The organism is Pedobacter psychrodurus, from assembly GCF_032678585.1.
In the GTDB taxonomy this organism is placed as follows: Bacteria; Bacteroidota; Bacteroidia; order Sphingobacteriales; family Sphingobacteriaceae; genus Pedobacter; species Pedobacter psychrodurus_A.
Genome location: NZ_JAVTSN010000015.1, coordinates 65,911 through 85,090, shown reverse-complemented (window position 1 = coordinate 85,090; position 19,180 = coordinate 65,911). Strand labels below are relative to the sequence as shown.

20 protein-coding genes are annotated in these 19,180 nt (G+C 39.5%); 8 read left to right on the top strand and 12 right to left on the bottom strand.

What is annotated here, in order from left to right:
* Positions 1-13 precede the first annotated feature (13 nt).
* Positions 14-1,534, bottom strand: coding sequence for a S41 family peptidase (locus tag R2S57_RS12015; RefSeq protein WP_316845195.1), 1,521 nt, complete (start codon positions 1,532-1,534; stop codon positions 14-16).
* A 12-nt stretch (positions 1,535-1,546) separates the two neighbouring features.
* Complete coding sequence (locus R2S57_RS12010) at positions 1,547-2,206, bottom strand: hypothetical protein (RefSeq protein ID WP_316845194.1); 660 nt, start codon at positions 2,204-2,206, stop codon at positions 1,547-1,549.
* Between the two features lie 271 nt (positions 2,207-2,477).
* Here R2S57_RS12010 and R2S57_RS12005 point away from each other — a divergent pair, with 271 nt between their 5' ends.
* Complete coding sequence (locus R2S57_RS12005) at positions 2,478-3,641, top strand: aspartyl protease family protein (protein ID WP_316845193.1); 1,164 nt, start codon at positions 2,478-2,480, stop codon at positions 3,639-3,641.
* A gap of 12 nt (positions 3,642-3,653) precedes the next feature.
* Here R2S57_RS12005 and R2S57_RS12000 read toward each other — a convergent pair whose 3' ends face one another.
* Together R2S57_RS12000 and R2S57_RS11995 are read right to left on the bottom strand one after the other, a co-directional pair.
* Positions 3,654-4,229 carry a hypothetical protein gene (locus R2S57_RS12000; protein WP_316845192.1) on the bottom strand — a complete coding sequence of 192 codons (576 nt, stop codon included), beginning with the start codon at positions 4,227-4,229 and terminating at the stop codon, positions 3,654-3,656.
* Between the two features lie 325 nt (positions 4,230-4,554).
* Positions 4,555-5,169, bottom strand: a complete 615-nt coding sequence (locus R2S57_RS11995; protein ID WP_316845191.1) for a hypothetical protein — start codon at positions 5,167-5,169, stop codon at positions 4,555-4,557.
* Between the two features lie 453 nt (positions 5,170-5,622).
* Here R2S57_RS11995 and R2S57_RS11990 point away from each other — a divergent pair, with 453 nt between their 5' ends.
* Positions 5,623-6,054, top strand: coding sequence for a hypothetical protein (locus R2S57_RS11990; protein WP_316845190.1), 432 nt, complete (start codon positions 5,623-5,625; stop codon positions 6,052-6,054).
* 37 nt (positions 6,055-6,091) lie between these two features.
* Here R2S57_RS11990 and R2S57_RS11985 read toward each other — a convergent pair whose 3' ends face one another.
* Positions 6,092-6,544: a GNAT family N-acetyltransferase gene (locus R2S57_RS11985; protein WP_316845189.1), complete on the bottom strand. Its 453-nt coding sequence runs from the start codon at positions 6,542-6,544 to the stop codon at positions 6,092-6,094.
* 174 nt (positions 6,545-6,718) lie between these two features.
* Between R2S57_RS11985 and R2S57_RS11980 the strand changes: the two genes are divergently transcribed.
* Both R2S57_RS11980 and R2S57_RS11975 read left to right on the top strand, forming a co-directional pair.
* Positions 6,719-7,537, top strand: coding sequence for an SDR family NAD(P)-dependent oxidoreductase (locus R2S57_RS11980; protein WP_316845188.1), 819 nt, complete (start codon positions 6,719-6,721; stop codon positions 7,535-7,537).
* Positions 7,538-7,611: 74 nt separating this feature from the next.
* On the top strand, positions 7,612-8,502 hold the full coding sequence (locus R2S57_RS11975) for a helix-turn-helix domain-containing protein (protein ID WP_316845187.1): 891 nt from the start codon (positions 7,612-7,614) through the stop codon (positions 8,500-8,502).
* A 297-nt stretch (positions 8,503-8,799) separates the two neighbouring features.
* Here R2S57_RS11975 and R2S57_RS11970 read toward each other — a convergent pair whose 3' ends face one another.
* Entirely contained in the window at positions 8,800-9,135 is a 336-nt protein-coding gene (locus tag R2S57_RS11970) for a RidA family protein (RefSeq protein WP_316845186.1), read from the bottom strand.
* Positions 9,136-9,370: 235 nt separating this feature from the next.
* On the bottom strand, positions 9,371-9,934 hold the full coding sequence (locus R2S57_RS11965) for a Crp/Fnr family transcriptional regulator (protein ID WP_316845185.1): 564 nt from the start codon (positions 9,932-9,934) through the stop codon (positions 9,371-9,373).
* 334 nt (positions 9,935-10,268) lie between these two features.
* Between R2S57_RS11965 and R2S57_RS11960 the strand changes: the two genes are divergently transcribed.
* From R2S57_RS11960 to R2S57_RS11950, 3 genes are read left to right on the top strand one after another with little or no spacing between them, the layout of a single operon-like run.
* Complete coding sequence (locus R2S57_RS11960) at positions 10,269-11,327, top strand: sensor histidine kinase (protein WP_316845184.1); 1,059 nt, start codon at positions 10,269-10,271, stop codon at positions 11,325-11,327.
* The gene (locus tag R2S57_RS11955) at positions 11,324-12,016 is read left to right on the top strand and encodes a LytR/AlgR family response regulator transcription factor (RefSeq protein ID WP_316845183.1); all 693 of its coding nucleotides are present in this window, start codon (positions 11,324-11,326) and stop codon (positions 12,014-12,016) included. Before R2S57_RS11960 ends, R2S57_RS11955 begins: the two co-directional genes overlap by 4 nt.
* A 20-nt stretch (positions 12,017-12,036) precedes the next feature.
* Entirely contained in the window at positions 12,037-13,791 is a 1,755-nt protein-coding gene (locus tag R2S57_RS11950; RefSeq protein WP_316845182.1) for a CocE/NonD family hydrolase, read from the top strand.
* Between the two features lie 185 nt (positions 13,792-13,976).
* Here R2S57_RS11950 and R2S57_RS11945 read toward each other — a convergent pair whose 3' ends face one another.
* The 4 genes from R2S57_RS11945 to R2S57_RS11930 all read right to left on the bottom strand — a co-directional run bounded on the left by R2S57_RS11945 (position 13,977) and on the right by R2S57_RS11930 (position 16,955).
* Positions 13,977-14,816 (bottom strand): SDR family oxidoreductase, encoded by an 840-nt coding sequence (locus tag R2S57_RS11945; protein ID WP_316845181.1) that lies wholly within the window; start codon positions 14,814-14,816, stop codon positions 13,977-13,979.
* A gap of 30 nt (positions 14,817-14,846) precedes the next feature.
* Complete coding sequence (locus tag R2S57_RS11940; RefSeq protein WP_316845180.1) at positions 14,847-15,659, bottom strand: AraC family transcriptional regulator; 813 nt, start codon at positions 15,657-15,659, stop codon at positions 14,847-14,849.
* Positions 15,660-15,819: 160 nt separating this feature from the next.
* The gene (locus R2S57_RS11935; protein WP_316845179.1) at positions 15,820-16,188 is read right to left on the bottom strand and encodes a hypothetical protein; all 369 of its coding nucleotides are present in this window, start codon (positions 16,186-16,188) and stop codon (positions 15,820-15,822) included.
* 5 nt (positions 16,189-16,193) lie between these two features.
* Positions 16,194-16,955 carry an alpha/beta hydrolase gene (locus R2S57_RS11930; RefSeq protein WP_316845178.1) on the bottom strand — a complete coding sequence of 254 codons (762 nt, stop codon included), beginning with the start codon at positions 16,953-16,955 and terminating at the stop codon, positions 16,194-16,196.
* Between the two features lie 164 nt (positions 16,956-17,119).
* Here R2S57_RS11930 and R2S57_RS11925 point away from each other — a divergent pair, with 164 nt between their 5' ends.
* Positions 17,120-18,010, top strand: coding sequence for a helix-turn-helix domain-containing protein (locus R2S57_RS11925; RefSeq protein ID WP_316845177.1), 891 nt, complete (start codon positions 17,120-17,122; stop codon positions 18,008-18,010).
* A gap of 342 nt (positions 18,011-18,352) precedes the next feature.
* Here R2S57_RS11925 and R2S57_RS11920 read toward each other — a convergent pair whose 3' ends face one another.
* A complete protein-coding gene (locus tag R2S57_RS11920) occupies positions 18,353-19,108 on the bottom strand; it encodes an SDR family oxidoreductase (RefSeq protein WP_316845176.1) in 756 nt (251 codons plus the stop codon).
* Positions 19,109-19,180: the final 72 nt, after the last annotated feature.

The following is a 19,180-nucleotide window of genomic DNA, read 5'->3' as shown; positions in this document are numbered from 1 at the left end:
GATTTGTCCACGATCATTTAGTTTCCAGCCAGGATTTAGCGGTTTGTAGAGCTGCATCCTGATCAGCTAGCGTTTTTACCATTACATCTGGATAAACTCTTTCCAGGTATTTTTTATGGTTACGGTCTGCAGTATAACTTGTAGCTAAAAGAAGGTTTGATCCATCAGAGAGTTTAAACGCTTGATTTCCGGTGATATAGCCGCCAGTTGGTTCACCAAACAATTTGGTGTTTTGTTGACCGATAAAGCTAACCGCGGTCATCTCACCACTGCTGCCTGTATTCGAGTTAATGAGTACCGCGATTTTGTTGTTTTTGTTTTTAATCTTATAGGGGTTTTTGACCATTACCCCCATGCCATTTTCTGTAAGTTGCCATGGAGAGCTTACCCCTCCTTTTACGAAATATCCTAGATTTCCTACATCAAGAAGTGGAGCCAAACCAGAAATCATCGGGTACATATTGCCGCCAGAATTTGTCCTTAAATCTACAATCCAACCATTTATATTATTTTTTGTATCTAAGTTTCTAATTAAATTCTGTATGGTCAAGGCGAATTCTTCTCCCAATTTTTCATTAACAGAAGCATAGGCTGGTACCGAAATATACCCTATGCCATTTGCCAGCAGTTTAGCTTCGGGTTTAGTTTGTATACTATTACCAGAAGCGTAATTTTCTGCGGCAATATTATTCTGAATAAATGAATGATTGTCTCCGGCTTTTTTTAATTGCTGTAAAACATAGTTGTTCAGTATTCGTGCATCGTGTGTTGTTTTTAGTCCCTTACCCAATAATACTAGATCCTCATCTAGCGCTTTCCAATTGACTGAGTCTTTATAAATTGAATTTTGTTTAACGATATCAATAAATTCCTGATTCAATTTTGCAACTTCCGGACTTGGCTTAGCAGTTGCTCCTTCGTATTCTTCGACTGCGAAATCGTCGAGCCAAACTGTTCCTTGTCCACGTATGTATGTACCAAAAACCAGATATTTTGCATCTTTGTTTACGATGATTTCCATGGCATGTTTTTGCCAGTCTTTTGTACCTGTAGCTATTATGCCCAAGGATTCTGAATTTTCGAAACCAATTTGATTATTCTTTGCATCCCAAATCTGGCACCACAATACAACATTTCCCTTTAGTTGTTCTGTTTTAATATAAGCTGCGATCCTGATTCGTTTGACCTTTTTATAATCGACAGGGAGTTTTTGTTTGACATTAATATATGTAGAAGCATCATTAGGTTTTCCCTCTATTTTAAGTGCGTAAGCACCTTGATTTTTAACATCATTTACTTGCGAAACAGTATATCCCGTTGTTGGCACCAATGCCCAATCCGCTGGAAGATTAGCGTCCGTTTTCTGCTCAAAACCGGGATTTATAAACTGCACATTCGACGCAACAAACTTTCCCTCTCTATCAGGATTGCAGCTAGTGATGACCGAAAAGATCAAAGGACATAATATAAAAATACAGAAATTTTGAGTCTTCATTAACTTAGGATTATTGACAAAGTTAATTAATATAAACATTGGTTTGTTTGATCAATACTGAAAGTGGTAAATCAGTTCTTCTCGTTTTCTAGTACGAATAATTTTATAACCAGATCGTACGATTGGATCGTTAGGGTAGTTTGAGTGGAGCTGATCCATAAGCTCAATTCCTTTTTCAGGTTTTCGAAGCGTAACAAATATAAAAGCATAGTTAACCACTTCTGAAATCTGTTTTGAATCCATCTTGTTATTAATCGTGATATTTATGCCTTCTAAATATTTTTGTAAAATAGCGTAGTCTTTGTTTGATAGGGTATTGTTTCCTGCTTTTTCATAATAAATGCCTCTTTTTAGCCGCATATCCATATCGTCTTTGTGCATATGGAGCCATGAGTTGCAAACATTTATAAGCCTGGTAAAATACGTGGGAGCACTTTCAAACGGACCAACATGCTGTGATGCCTCGATACAATTGATCAGGTTGATGTAGGTCATCTTATAATTAGTGTCTAATTTTATGGCTTGGCGCAAGTCATTTTCAACTTTTGGCAAGCTGTCCATTAGCACTTTTTTTCCACCACTTAGTCCAAAGAAAATATTGACTGCATGATTATTGATCGCAATTACTTCTGCATTTGAAGTTTTATAATTATAATCAAACTTTTTCTGACCGCAAGCAGAAAGGCTTATCAGCAGGAGACAATTAATCATGCAGATAGAACCCTTAATTTGAAGCTATTCATTTTATCAGTTTTATTAAATAGAAGCCTGGAAAACCAGCCTCACAGGCTGGGCACTCTAACTATAGACCATGGTAAATATAGTTTTATTATCGGATAATAATTCGAGGATGTAACCGGGTGATGTTAGCCGCCTGGTAAACGAAGTTTTAATTCCCATCACTCATTTTTCATCGTCCATTCTTCTAAATCTTTATATCTTTAGTTCTGGTTTACCATTCCATCTAAATTAAGCCCTTAACATGAAACAAATTTTGAGTATTTTGGCGGTTTTACTTCCTTTTTGCGGTTTAGCCCAAAAGAAATTACCAATTATAAAAGCAGGAGCTGTTCAGGCAAAATTTTACGAAGAACATAACGCTTCATCAAACTGGTACATTAATCCGAAGATCAAGTTAGATGTGTTTACAACTGGTAAAATAACCAAATCGAGAAACATCAAGTTCAAAACGGATATCGATTCGATCGTTTTTAAAATAGGTCCTGGAGAGCAAAAAGAATTTATTGTATTGTTAAACGGCAAAGATTCGTGCCGTACGCAAGTTGTATGTCCGGAGTTAAAAAACTTTAGTAAAGTATCGCCCGAAGTTCACGATTCGATACCCTTTTTTGTAAATAAGTACAACACTAACTTTTTGCCGGTTGTTTTTAACGGAACCGATTCCCTGTTGCTGAATTTTGATTCGGGAGCAACGGAAATCGACCTCACCACCGCTGCGCTGAAACAAAAAGTGAAGTCGAACCCCAAACTTTATAACACCGAATATGGGATCAAAATTGGAAGCCAGACCTACAAAAGCAAAATTTATGATATCGAATTGGCGGGCAACGAAACCGATGGACTGTTGGGATGGGATATATTCGATGGAATGATTGTAGCGCTTGATTACGACCAGAATAAAATGATGGTGCATTCTCTCATGCCCAAAGAGATTTTACAGGATAAACAGTACGCCAAATTTAAGATCACTTATATCAAAAACAAACCTTTTATCGAAAGTGAAATTTCGCAAGGTGGAACCAAAAATAAAAGCCTGTTTTTCTTTGATTTAGGTTACCAGCGCACCGCAATGCTGGATAACGATTTGCTGCGGGAAATGAAATTTCCGACAGAAAAGATGGAAGTAATTAAAAAGGTGATGATGCATGGCACGAGGGGGAATGAAGTGCCTGTAACCACGGTAAAACTACAAAGTTTAAAGATCGGTCATTTTGAGCTGAAAGATGTTCCGGCACAAGTGATGGAACAAGGCAAACCCATGCCTGGCGTAAACGTTCATTATTTGGGGACTGATATTCTGAAAAGATTCAATACCGTTTTCGATTTTCAAAATGATGTGATTTATTTAAAACCAAATCACCTTTATGGGGTAGCCTATGCAGAGCAAAAGAAAAGTGGCGCTTAATTTTTTATAGGTCTATTTAAGGGTTGATAAACTTTTATCAACAAACACCAGCGCTTGTTGGCGCAGTATACTATTGCCACGGGTTAAGCAGGTAATCAGCAGGCGTTTTTTCTTCAGGTATTTTTTTACATGTTTTTGATCGTGCACCAGCATCCAGCCAATATTATCTATTAAATCGGCATATTTTACGGTCTGCGCAGAAGCACTGATGCTTAAAAGTCGTTCGCTTTCCAATTTTTTCCGTTCTGCTTTATTGAGATCGGGATAAGCTTTTTTTGTATAAACATCCGTTAGCTCAAGCACACTGCCTGTAATTTCATGTGCATCTGATTTCGAGTAACCAAAAGAGAGTAAGGCATGTAGGAGTTGGTGGCGGGTGGTGCCAGTATCTTCCAACAGGTCATGGCAGAGTCCAATTTCGTAACCCAATCTCGTTGCAGATCTGGCCTTAGCAGCAACGGTTGTTAAATGATTAAAATAAGGTGTTTTCGTCTTTCTGATGAGTTGCCCCGCATGTTGGACTGCAACCCAATGCGCCAATTGTGCTGAGGCGGTCATGTTGATTTTTTCTCCTTGCCCTTGTTCCATTTAAGTGCATTATTAAAAGCTAACCCGAAATATCAGGGTTTTGTTTTAATCAATAACGGGCTAACTACAGCAATTTGTCATTCTGAGTCTATTTGAAGGGGTTTGTGGAGCGCAATACCTGCGCGATATAGTTAAGGTTCCGTCCTGCTATACATTCTCCTGATCAAGCCTGTGAAATAAGCAAGCACACAATAAAAAGTAAAAACTAGTGCTTAAATCGGGTCCATTTCCATCAGGGCTATTGAACAAGAGCCTGTATCACGGAGATTCCAAAGCACGCAACATCACAATTTTTTTGGCATCCTGAACGTAATCGAAGCGCTATCTAATCAACAAACTGGATCTGCTGCACCAAATAAGCTTTTCCGAATTTCTGGGGGTCGTGGGTAACGGTAGCTTTAATAGCCTTCCATTTTGGCTGTTGGTGACTCTGCCAGTTTGCCCGCACTTCCTGCGCATTCAGCCAGATTTTTTCAAGCTCGTTTTGGATAGTACTGTTTGCAAAAGTGAGCTGTATCTTATCCGGGATGAAACTATATTCGCTTCCTGTTTTCCCAAGCCTGATTACTGGTCCGCCGGGTACGTATGAGGTAATGAGCTGTATACTGAAAGATTCGTTTCCTTTATACTGCACTTTGCTGATTACTTTTTCAAATACAAAGCCATATTCGGGGCCGTCCTGTAATGGCACTTCATCACGTTTAAATCTGGCTTTAACATGGTAAATATAACCGGGTTCTCTTTGGTCAAACCCACCAATATAAGCGCCTGCATCAATATTTTCGGGGAACTTTAAAAGCTGTTCCTGGTCTGCACCATAGCGGTGATCGACAATGAGTTCTACCTCCTGTCCGTTTTTGAGTTTCAGCGGGCCATATACTGGTTCTTTTTTGCAGGAAACAAATGCAAAGGCTATAAAAAGGATGAATAGGTTTTTCATGATGAGATTGGTTTAGATGAATTGTTGGAAGTAAAACGAGAGGATACGGATCAACGCTACAGGTGAAGTGTTAATTTTAATGGAGAGACTTAAGTTTTTGGGTAACTACGAGGAAGCTACAAAAATATCACAATAGCATAAATGTATGTTTAATATGACTATGTTAATATTTTACAACTACAAGTTATGAATATATAAATTGTTATTGATGCATTTTTTATTATCTTTAGCCTTATCATCCCGTAATAAATATATTCTAACTAAATTATTATGGAAAATTCCCAATTAAAGTACGATCTCTCCCCAATGGATCGAATCGAAAAAAAACACTTGTTAGATGTAATGGTATATGATGTGTTTCCATTAGCATTTAATGATAATACAAATCTTTCGCACTGCGTTCATCTTATCGCTTAAAAAAGCGCATATCATTAGTTAGGTTCTAAAATATTAATGGCTGTAATCGCTGTTATAACAGTTGTCTATATGAAAAATTTCTTTCTAAAAAAGCTGTTAATCCAGTTTTTTCTACTTACTCTTATCCCATTTTCTATCACTTTTGCGCAGACGGGATGTTATATCCGCGATGGTAGTAAACAGTTATACACCTCCACTGATGGCTCAGTTTCAAATATTTGCGGAGTCAATGCCAAAGTCTATACTTTGAGTAGTGTTGTGCCCAAAAATGCAGTTTGCCAATGGGCACCTACTTTTCCAACAGGCAGTTATAATTGCGTGATCATGCCTGGATTATTATGTGGCATTGAAGGCTCTTTTGCGCTCGAATGCCCACTAGATGATATGGTTTTGGTTTTGATGATTTTGTTGGCTGGCTTAGGTTTTTATATTTTGCGTAGATATCCACAAAGTTTAGTAAACCCTTAGGCCAGGTTTTAAACTTGAGAGGGCAATTTAAAGGCATTTAAAGTGCTCCATAGTCCATCTCGTAAAGATCGAAGCCTTCTGACCAGTAATCTTTCTCGGTGTATTTTAATACAAAGCCGCTTTTTTCGTAGAACTGATAGGTGAGTTGAGCGGTTCTTACCCTAATGTTTTTGATGCCTTTTATCGATTTCAATAAGTCTATCCTATACTGCAATAACTTTCGCCCGGCACCCTTGCCCTGAAATTCAGGATCAATAAAATCCCAGCTGATCTTTCCTGTGGTACCATTGTCTTCAATATTAATTCCGCCCGCACCGATAATGCTGTTTGCTGATTCGATTACAAAATATTGCTCAATATCGTTTTCGAGATAATCGTTTAAATCTGCTATTTCACTTTCAGCAAAATACATAGGGATGTTTAGTTTTAATATGGCTAAGAGTTTAGGCTTATCGTTGGGATGATAGGCTCTGATTTTTAGGTTTTCCATGATTTTTGTTTGGCTGATCATCAAAATAATCATTTTTTATCGGATTAGTAAAATACAAAGCCATTTGAAATGGATTTACCTTATCCTTAAAATGTGCTAGTACTTCCGTGTTTTGTGTAAATCGCTCTCCGTCCCTGCCAATACCTTTGTTATCAATATTTAAACAAAGAAAAAATGTCGAAAATAATTTTAATTACCGGTGCTTCACGTGGCTTTGGTAAAATCTGGGCAAAAGCCCTTTTAGAACGTGGCGATAAAGTAGCCGCAACAGCAAGGAATATTGCAGATTTAAACGATCTGGTAGCAGCTTATGGCGATGCCGTATTCCCTGTACAATTGGATGTAAACGATAGGGCTGCCTGTTTTGCAGCCATAAATCAAGTTAAACAACACTTCGGCCGTATTGATGTATTGATCAATAATGCGGGCTTTGGCTTATTCGGTGCGATAGAAGAAACCACCGAACAACAGGCCCGTGCACAGATGGAAACTAACTTTTTTGGTTTACTTTGGGTAACACAGGCTATTGTTCCGGTAATGCGCGAACAAAAAAGTGGCCATATTATTCAGGTATCGAGCTTTTTAGGATTGGTGAGTTTACCAATATTAGGGTTATATAACGCTTCGAAATATGCAGTTAACGGTTTAAGTGAAACCTTAGCTACTGAAGTGAAAGGTTTTGGCATCAACGTAAGTTTAATCGAACCAAATGGTTTTTCAACTGATTGGTCTGGTGCCTCTGCTTTCCAAACCGAAGCCAACGAAGTTTATGCACCCGTTAGAAAAGCATTTTTTGAAGGCGCCACACCTGATAGCTGGGGAAATCCGGAAACCACAACACCAGCAGTACTGGCACTCATTGATAGTGATAACCCACCCTTGCATTTTCTCTTGGGTAAAGTGGCCTACCCTGTGGTTAAGCAGGTGTATGCAGATCGGCTGGCCGAATTTGAGCAATGGGCAACAGTATCTGCCGATGCGCACGGTCATTAAGAAATCATTTAATATTTTTAGCTACAAGCTATAACAGGTAATTGTGTAGCTTGTAGTTTATTATCGTTTAAGCAATGAAACATTATAAAAGTTTGGCCGAATTGCACAGGGAGAATGGATTTCCGCCACCCGAGAACGCATTATTTAGTGTGTACAAATGCGACCATAAGTGTACCATGGGTGATCGTGAATTTACCAGCGATTTCTATATGATCGGTTTTAAAAAGATCATTGCAGGGAATGTTCTTTACGGACGTACAAAATACGACCACGACTGTGGCCCGATGATGTTTTTTAAGCCGCATCAGGTCATCGAAATGAAAAACCTCGAATTTGATGAGGATGGCTTTTTAATGTTTATCCACGAGGATTTTCTGAATGGACACATTCTTCACGATAGCATAAAAAAATACCATTATTTCGATTACGAAACCAACGAAGCGTTACACCTCTCGCCAAGCGAAGAAATAACGATATGGGAGCTGTATCACAAAATTGAAAGCGAATACCGCAACAATCAGGATGAGTATAGTCGCGAGTTAATTTTGGCCAATGTGGATACGATGTTAAAATACAGTCAGCGTTTTTACAAAAGGCAGTTCCTAAACCGTACCGAGATTTCTGGCAAAACCGTTACCAGATTTAACGAGGAGATAAATAAATACGTGTCAAAGGGGCTATTGGGGAGTAAGGGTTTGCCTTCGGTAAATTATATGGCAGAGCGTTTAAACATTTCGGCAGGTTACTTAAGTGATATTTTAAAACAGGAAAGCGGCAAAACAGCTTTGGAGCACATTCATATTTACCTGATATCGGAAGCTAAAAACCGTTTGATCGGAGAGGATAGGTCGGTTTCGGAAATTGCTTATGCACTGGGCTTTGAGAATCTTTCGTATTTCTCACGCTTATTTAAAAAGGAGGTTGGTATCAGTCCGAATGTGTTTAAAAAACAATTACTGAATTAAATCATTGTCCTTTAACCGCAAAGCACGCAAAGAGGGAGGCGCAGAGCGCGCAAAGCAGATGATTAATCAGCGGTTATCATCTTGATCTGCGGGAATAAATCAATTGCCTATGATCTCCCGCTGATTATTCTGATCAACACAGAATCAATTCCATCATAGGATATGAGATTTGAGACAAGAGACATGAGATCGCTTTACGGTTAAAATCTCATATCTCAATACTTAATAATCTAGCTAATATCACCTACTTCACCACAGTAGCTTCCAGTTCTACGCTTAAGGTTTCGTACAGACTTTTTACTTCCAAAAGGGTAGTGGCCTGTTTAATACAGTGTTTAGCAATCCAGGCTTGAAACACATCAAAACATTCGAAAATTCGGCTGATGCTGTGGTATAGATATTTAAGCGAACAATGCCTTTAGGTTCGTAACCTGCCTGTGCAATTACTTGCTCCAGGTGTTGTATGGCCTCAACAAGCTGGGTTTTCACATCAGCGATACTCGATATGCCATCTGCACTGGTAGCCGTTTGCCCTGAAACGTAAAGTGTTCCCGTTACCTGTTTAACTTCTACCGCTTGTACATAACTGCGTTGATCTTGCCACTTCCAGGGATTAATGATTTGTTTTTCCATTACTTTGTATATTGAATTTAATAACACAAAGTTGCAATTAAGATCAGGATTTTGGCGGTGATAAAGCGCACGATTATGGAGTGAGGTTCGTCACAATGATGTTGGTCAGGATTTGCAATCCAGACCTGGGAGCTACGGATTTGTAATCCCTAAATATTAATCCATTAACATATTGATTTTTAGGTAAATATTTTTAAGGTTGTTGATATGCAAAGCCTAAAATTTAATTATTATATTAAACCGAAAATCTACTTAAGGTTTCGCGCGAAACCCCTAAATAAGCTGCAAGCAGGGATTTTGGTACCCGTTGGAATAAAGTGGGATATTGTTTCAACAACTGTTCATAACGCTCTTGTGCATTAGTGGTAAGTAATGATAATATACGTCGTTGCGAACCGATGTGCCCATAATTTGCTTTCTGTAGAAAAAAGTGTTCCATTTTTTGAAGTCCGCTACATAAATTTCTGTAATCTTCGAGTGTAAAGCAGCATACTTCAGTATCCTCGAGGCACTCTAAACTCATGGTGGCCGGGCTTTGCGTAAAATAGGCCAGATAGTCGCTTTCCCACCAGTCTTCCATGGCAAAAGAAACGATATGCTGTTTCCCCGAATCGTCGGTATGTACCAGTTTTAAAAGTCCTGAAACCACAAAATAAGAGTATTTTACAGTTTCTCCCTCTTGAATCAGGAATTGGTGCTTTTTGAACTTTTTGGTAATGAAATGTGTCTGTACGAATGCAAACTCATCATCTGTTAACGGCACTATTTTTTCTATATGTGTTCTTAATTCGTGGAGCATGGCTTTAGCGATAAAGATAAGAGCTATTTTTTATAGTACGAATTTTGATGTGCAGAGAAGCGTTTGGGGTATACTTATTCATGATTTAACCACTAAGGCACGAAGAGCACAAAGGATAAGTTCAATGTAGAATCACTTCCATCATCCGTAGTACATTTTCCATTATTTACCATCAAGTATCCAAAAGGTATTTGTTTTCGACATGCTATTGACTCTGGACCTGAGACTTCCGACTCCGGACTAAAAACCCGTTCATCCCCCAAAAACCTACGTTCCTGTACTTTATCTTTTTTCTTAGAATTAGTTTTCGTTGCTTTGTTTGAAGCAGAATATTTTGGAAAAGAAAACCCACATATCACTTTATTGGAAATGCCAACTCATTGGGTGGTCGGTAGCTGCGCTGTACTGGGCTTTTCAGGGTTGTACTGGTGATGGCTTTAGGGTAGATGTGGCTTTTTTACAGTTTGTACTGGATGTGGCGATGTATATTTTGATAACCCATCTCTACCGTAATTTTTCGCATCGAAACCGTTGGCAAGACCTTGCACTTGAAAAACTAATGTGGCGGATGTTGATTGCTATTCCGGTGATGGGTGTTATTTATGCGGTGGTTACACTGGTTAAGTTATACCTGGTTCGCCTAGCGTTTTTAAGTCATGCACCACAACCTTTTGCCGATTTTATGAGTTTAAATGCTGTTACCGTTCTGGTTGGGGGTGTCCGACTGATGGCGATATGGCTTTTGGCCTATCACCTTTATCATTATGCGAAACGGGAAATCCGTTTATCGGTAGAAAATGCCCGACTCGAACTGAGTTTTAAACAATCGCAGCTCGATAATCTTTCTGCTCAATTAAATCCCCATTTTTTATTCAATGCGCTCAATACGATAAAATCTTTGGTGTATACACATCCTGATGCGGCTGGCAGGGCTATTGATTTATTGAGCGAACTATTAAGGAGCGGACTCTATAAAGGCAGTACGATGCTCATCAGGTTAAATGAAGAAATTGAATTGGTGAGAGACTATCTGGAGTTGGAAGGGTTGAGGATGGAAGAAAGGTTGCAGTATGAGTTGGATATTGATGTTTCACTATCAGGAGTAATGGTGCCGAGGTTATGTGTCCAAACATTGGTAGAAAATGCGGTTAAACATAGTATTGCGCTACAAAAACAAGGTGGAAGGATTGAATTGATTATTGGTGAACAAAACGGGCTGGTAAACATTCAGGTTTTAAATCCAGGCCAGTTGAAGCAGGGTAAAACGGTTGAGGGTATAGGGCTTCGAAATTTAAAGGAGCGGTTGGATTTAAGTTACCAGCATCAGGCCTCTTTTAAACTGTATGAACTGGAACAAAAAGTTTGTGCCGAAATTAAAATCCCAATCAGATGAAAATGATAAGGACACTGATTATTGATGATGAGCGTGGGGCGAGGCAGGAACTGATGAGGATGCTGAAAAGTTATCCCCAGGTTATAGTATTGGGCGAGGCTGCCAATGCAGATGAAGCAGAACCGCTTATTGCACTGTTAAAACCCGACCTGATTTTTTTGGATATACAGATGCCACGCCGTTCGGGTTTCGATCTGTTAGAAACCTTAACGCATTTGCCAGAGGTGATCTTCGTAACCGCTTTCGACAGTTTTGCGGTGAAGGCTTTTGAGGTAAGTGCCATGGATTACCTGATGAAACCTGTACGTGAGGAACGTTTTAAACATGTGATGGATAAGGCCATCGAAAAAATCAATGGGGCAAATGAGCCGGCTGTTTTTGTAAAAGATAGAGATAAACACCGCCTCATTAAATGGAAAGATGTGCATTTAATCGAATCGGTAGAAAATTATGCCAGACTCTTTTTCGGAGCGGAACAGGTGTTGCTTAAAACTTCTTTAAATAAACTGGAAGAAACCCCCGACTGCCAGATGTTTTTTAGGGCAAGCAGAAGTATTTTATTTAACCTCGATTACATCAGATCGATAAAAAAAGATGATGAAGGCATGCTGGTCGAACTTAAAACAGCAGAACTGATCAGGATTTCAGAACGGCAGGCGGTCAAACTCAGAAACCTCATTAAACTATAAACCAATAAAAATTTTTAATCATGAAAATAAACTTAGCAAAACTAGGTGTGGCTGTGCTATGTCTGATGTTTAGTGTAGCAACCTTTGCGCAGCAAAAACTAACCTTGCCTGATACCACGCACTATATCATAAACGATAGCGTGATGATTAAAACCCAATATGGCATCACTTTATCTGCCGTGGTGGTAAGGAAAAAAGGCGGTCAAGCAAAATTGCCTGCTGCGCTCTTTTATTTTATCTATTCCAACACCAACAGGAGCCTGATGGAAGCCAAATATGCTGCCGATCATGGTTACATTGGTATTGTGGCCGATGCCCGGGGAAAACGCCTCAGCCCTGATTTACCAGCACCTTATGAGCATGAAACGCAGGATGTAAATGCCGTTATCGATTGGGTTGTTAGCCAGCCATGGAGCGATGGTAGGGTGGGTATGTATGGAGGAAGTTATTCTGGTTTTGCACAGTGGGCAGCGGCGAAGCACCTGCACCCAGCCCTTAAAACCATTGTACCTTATGTGGCTGCAATTCCAGGCCTTGGCTTGCCCATGGAAAATAATGTTTTTTTAGCCGCCAATTATCAATGGGCCTTTTACATCACCAATAATAAATACACCGATGATGCCGTGAACAACGACAATGCGCGCTGGCGCAAAATGCGGAATAACTGGTGGGAAAGCGGGGCCGCATACAACAAGATCGATAGTATTGATGGCACGCCAAATCCCTGGTTTCAGAAGTGGCTTTCGCATCCCGATTACGATGCGTATTGGCAGTCGATGGTACCTTATGGCAAAGATTTTAAGCATATTAATATTCCGGTACTCAGTATTACGGGGTATTACGACGATGGACAGGTTTCGGCACTCGAATACCTCAGGGAGCATTATAAATACAATCCATCAGCCGAACATTATCTAATTATAGGCCCTTACGATCATTTCGGGTCACAGGTGGGTGGGGTAGCTAATTTGAGAGGTTATCAGGTAGATCCGCTTGCCTTGATCCATACCCGCGAAATCACTTTTCAATGGCTTGATTATGTGCTTAAAGGTGGAAAGAAACCAGCGCTGATAAAAGACAAAATCAATTTCGAGGTGATGGGTGCAAATCAATGGAAACATGTTTCTTCATTGAAAAAAATGGAAGATCATCAGATCAGGTTTTACTTGGATAGCCTTTCGGGTAAAAAAATGTTATCAAATCAAAAACCCGTTAAAGAAGGATTTATGATGCAACGGCTTGATCTTTCCGACAGGACGACATTTTACAATGATTATTATCCCGAACCGATCATCAAAAAAGAATTAGATACTACGAATGGCCTTTTCTTTATTACCAAGCCGTTTAAGGAGTCGGTTTCTGTTTCAGGAGCATTACAGGGAGAACTTAAAGCCATCATCAATAAAAAAGATATAGATGTGGGCTTAGTGTTGTACGAAGTTACCCCTGCCGGAGAATATTTTCAGCTCTCTTATTACCTGGGGCGGGCAAGTTATGCATATGGCATGAGCAAGAGGAAATTACTACACCCAGGCAAATTGAAAACCATACCTTTTTACAGATCGAGGGTTTTTAGCAGGCAGCTTCAAAAGGGGAGCAGGTTACTGTTAGTGCTTAATATTGATAAAAATCCTTTTGCACAGATCAACTATGGAACAGGTAAGGATGTGAGCAGAGAAACGGTAAAAGATGCTGGCATCCCGCTCGAAATTAAATGGTCTACCAGGAGTTTTATTGAACTTGGTTTTTCGGCAGATGCAAAAGGTTTATTCTAAGCAAGGGGCTGACCAATTGGTTTAGGTCAGCCCTAACAATTACATGCCTTAAAAACAGATTTAAAACGGACTTTGTTCGGTTACAATTGTCACAGCTCCGCCTGGGATCCGAAGCAGCTCCGAAGAGGATCCATCTCAACACTTAATTTGTTATGCCTGTCCTAAGCATCATTGTACAATAGAAATTAATGATTCCCAAAAGCCTTGGGCATAAATTGGCTACGCATGATATTTACATAGTCCTGGTCTGCTTTGCTGTTCCGCAGATCAATCAATGGCTGGAGATCAGGGCCAACTACATACCTTAATTGGTAGCTGCCATCAGTTGCAGCGGTGTAAATGGTATTTGCTACGTCGTCCATAGTAGCGGTTTCCATTGCGGCAAATGATGAAAATAGATTTTCCATATTCTGTTGAAACGCATTATAATCGCTCAGTTGCGGATCGAATGCGAAATCGGCTTTTGCCCTTTCGTAAAATGGCGTAGCAATATAACCTGGCTCTATAATCTTTACCTTAATATTCTGGCTTTCCAGTTCGTAAGCAAGAGACTCTGAAAAACCTTCGATGGCAAACTTCGAGGCGGCATATACGGATACCAATGGAACGGTTACCCTACCAACACCCGAAGTTACATTGATAATGGTGCCTTGTTTTCTTGCCCTAAAATGCGGCAATAGTGCACGGGTAACTTCCATCAGACCAAAAACATTTACATCGAACTGTTCTCTTACCTTTTCGGCGCTGATGGCTTCAAATATGCCCTGCTGGCCATAACCCGCATTGTTTAGCAATACATCAATAGGTCCAAAATGAGCTATTCCCTGTTCGATGGCGGTATTGATGGAATGGCTGTTGTTTACGTCGAGTTGAAGTAGCAGGACATTGGGGTTGTTACTCAGGTCGGTTTCCTGCTCTGGATTTCGCATGGTTGCGATTACATTCCAGCCCAGCCGGGTAAAAAATAAGGCCGTAGCTTTTCCGATACCGGAGGAAGCTCCGGTGATAAAAATTACTTTTTTCATGATGTAATGATTTAAATAATAATGATTTTTTTAGTGAATACTGGAGGGCGTAATGCCAAAGTGTTGTTTAAAGGAATGGGAAAAATGAGCGATGGTTTCGAAACCTATCGCGTGGTAAATGTCTGATGGGCGCTGCCGTTTCTCGCTGATCAGGAAATGCGCTTCTTCCAGGCGTCTTTTCTGTAACCAGCGGCTAGGCGTTGTATGGAATATTTTATCGAAATCTCTTTTAAAGGTAGCAAGGCTGCGGCCGGTAAGAACGGCGAGTTTGGTAAGTGGCACATTAAACCTGAAATTCTGCTCCATAAAAGATTCCAGATCGATTTTTCCCGGCTGCCCAAAATCGAAAACTACGTTTTTCCATTGGGGCATCTGTCTGAGCAATAACATCAATGCTTCCTGCTTTTTGAGCGCCATTAAATCTTGCGGTAAGGATTCTTCAAAATATGGAGAAAGGGTGCTGAAGAAATTTTCTAACAGTTTCAGGTCGCCTTTCACCTGAACGATGGCATCGTTGGTTTTATTTAGCGTATTCTTTTCCATTTCTACCTTTTTGCTAAATGCACGGAGCATGTCGGTATCGAAAATAATGGTGATTGATTTGAAACCCTGATCTGCTGTAGCCAGTTTTTTGAATTTTGCCAGAATATTCTTTCTAAACACAATGGTATCACCGGCCTGATAAACGCTGGTTTGCGCTACTTCTGCAACGCTTAAGGCACCTGAAGAAATATAACAGATGCCATGCTCATCGATAAACTGCTCCGTAATATGCCCTGATGTTAAGGGCTGGCTGTGTACAATTCCTGAATGTTTACAGATTGATATTAATTCTTCCTTCATGTTAATGCTGCTTTCAGACAAAACAAAGGTCGTCAATATTTTTCGCTCCTGTTTTCGTGTGGAGCTCAAGTTATTTTCCTGAGGCGTTCATTTTTATCATTAGCGGTTAAGCAAAAAAGCGATCATGGTTAAATGATCGCTTTTATGACGTATTATGCTATTAAACAGTTTTTTGAATATTTAAATACAATAAAAGAGTGGAGCAAAAAAATGCGCTCAGGCCCATGATAAAGAACTTATAATCACCATTAAGCGCAATTCCGAGTTTAAAAATATGGATCAGAATTACACCCGCCATTAATAAAACGCCTAAAGCAGCGCCGTACTTTAATGTGGCAGGATGTAATAATAATAAAGCAGCCATAAGTTCTAATGATCCGAGTAAAAAGCGGCCATACGGCTCCATAGCTAAACTGCTAAATAGTGTGATTGCCCCTTGGTTTGAACTGAGTTTTAAGTAGGCATTATACACCAGGATGATAAAAGCTATGATAATCAATACCCAGTTGAGGATGAATTTGGCCGTCATGTTATTTATTTTTTAAAATTCGCTGCGGCTTCGATAATCTCGAGTACCTCTTTTGGATGGGATACCATTACCACGTGGCTTGCTTCAATTTCTGTGGTTTTGGCATTTGCCCTTTTGGCCATAAAACGTTCCAGTTCTGGATTTATCGCTTTATCACTTTTGGCTAAAATATACCAGCTTGGTTTTGTTTTCCAGGCAGGCACTCCACTTTTATCGCCAAATACCTGTTGCGATGCCGGCGTTTGTGTGGCATAGATCAGGTCTTGTTGTTTTGCAGATAAATCTTGTGCAAATACGGTTTTAACACCTTCTTTTGAAAGATAAACAAAACCATTTACAGGCTCGAAATAGTTGCTTAAAGTAACAGCGGGTCCTTTAGCCGATAATGTTGGCAAAGTTTCGCCTTCATCTGGCACCAAAGCGGCTACGTAAACCAGTCCGGTTACTTTTGGGTTGTTTCCTGCCTGGGTAATGACGAAACCACCCCACGAATGGCCAACCAGGATTACATTGCCCTTTGCCTGATCGATGGCTCTTTTGGTTGCCGCAACATCATCAGCAAGTGAGGTAATGGGGTTTTGTACCGATATTACGGGATAACCCTTTGCCTGTAAAGCTAAAATCTGACTGGTCCACGAAGAACCATCGGCCCAAATGCCATGTACAAAAATAATAGTTGGCTTTGTTGCTGCTGCGTTTTGAGCATACACATTAACGGTACCAAATAATACCATTACCGATAGGATTAAAAATTTAATTGTTTTCATTTGTGATTATTTTAAATGTTTATTTTTTCTTCAGACAAAGTTGCCTCACCTGGCGCTTAAAAGAAATGGACATTTTTCTCAAATTCTTGACGATTTTTCCCAAACGCTGATTTTGATAATGTGATGACGGTTTTCGTATATTGTAGAGCGGTAAAGCTGTAGATTTGCTGTTCGAAATCAATGTTTTAAAAGAAAAACATCATATGCATCTGATCCATACCGCTCCAAAAACCAAAGGCAAACTTATTTTTACGCATCAGGAGCCTGCCTCGGTGCATTTTGATAAAGTTGATTTAGGAAACGAACAGATATTGACCATCGCATTGAACGGTGAAGAAGCGCAGAAGATCACGATTAATGGTATGCTTTATGAATTTCCGTCATTTAGTATTGTTCCGCTGGTATCGGGTCAGGTTTTTAAATTCGAAAAGCCCGAAATGATTACCGCATGGCAGTATTCGAGAGATTTTTATTGCCTCGTTGACAATTATTTCGAAATCAGTTGTTTGGGTTTACTGTTTTTTGGTTTCAGTGGAAATCTGTTTTTGACACTTGATGAAGCTTACCGCGAGAAATTGCGTGGTTTACAGCAATTATTCCTTGAAGAGTTTAATACAGTGGATACCATACAAACGGATATGCTCCAAATGCTGCTTAAGCGTTTAATTATCCTGGTAACCAGGCTTGCGAAAGAGCAATATCTTGGTGGGAAAGTTTATGAAGAAGAGAAATTCGATATCATCAGGCAGTTTAACCTTTTGGTAGATCAGGAGTATAAAAGTCAGCATCAGGTAAGTTATTATGCCGATAAGCTTAATAAACCGGCCAAAACGTTAACCCGCATTTTTAGTGGGTTTAATTATAGCACGCCTTCGATGCTGATACAGGAAAGGATCATTATGGAAGCCAAAAGGCTTTTCTGTTATACCAATTTATCGGTAAAGGAAATTGCTTATGATCTGGGTTTTAATGATGCCGCACATTTTAGCCGTTTCTTCAAAAATACAGCGAACTTAAATCCGTCTGACTATCGAAAGCAGCAAGTTTCTGCCTAGTATTAGTGATTAACCACTTAGGCACAAAGAACAAAAAGTTGGTGTTAGTTTTTCGAGCGGACTATTTACCTTCAACTCCGGAGCTCGGACTTCCGACTATCTTGATCTTTAACCAAATAAGACATATAAGAACATAGTAGCTTAAACGAACTTATATTCCTTATCTGGTAAGTAGATTCTTGAATGATGCTGTGTTTTATTTTATTACATTGATTAATAGTTAGTTAAGTTTGTTGTCAGAATTGATTTATCCCTTAGACTTCCGACTCTGGACTGCGGACTAATAACATTTTTCATTATTTAACCCAGAGCATTTAATTGCTCCAGATTAAATTTTTAATCTTATAAATTATACATACCACCATCGGCGATAAGTTCCGATCCTAAAATGAAAGAAGAATCATCTGAAGCAAAGAATGCGATTGTTTTGGCAATTTCTTCGGCCTGACCAAATCTGCCCACAGGGATCTGTTTTATCAAACTTTCACCCATCTGCTGTAAATCTTCATCACTTATACCTAGTTTTTCACTGCTGTGTAATGGTGTGCCAACAGGGCCTGGACTAACGGCGTTTACCCTTATTTTTCTGGAGGTTAATTCGGCGGATAGGTTTTTGGCTAAAGTTAATAATGCCGATTTACTCGCCGCATAAACTGTAGCGCCAGCCATTCCGATATGTGCGTTTATCGAAGTGTTTAATACAATGGATCCACCGTTGTTAACCAAAGGCAATAGTTGTTGCAAGCTAAAATAGGCACCTTTAAAGTTGATGTTCATAATCTCATCAAACATTTCCTCTGTCATGTTCTCTAACGAATTGAATTTTCCTATACCCGCGTTCACAACAATAATATCAAGCGTTGGTGTTATCGTTTTAACCTGATCGGCCAGTTTGGTAATTTCTTCCATATAGGCACTGTCGGAAATTATTCCATGTGCATTTTCACCGAGTTGTGCCACGGCATCTTTTACCGATTTTTCATTTCTTCCGGTAATGATCACTTTCGCACCCTGTGCTAAAAATTCCTGTGCTGTTGCGAAACCTATACCGCTATTTCCACCAGTGATGATTGCGGTTTTTCCTGTTAATTTTTTCATTATCTTTATGTTTTAATAGGTCAAAGAGACGCTTAATCTGAATGCCCATCAAGTATGTACTTTTTTGTTCGG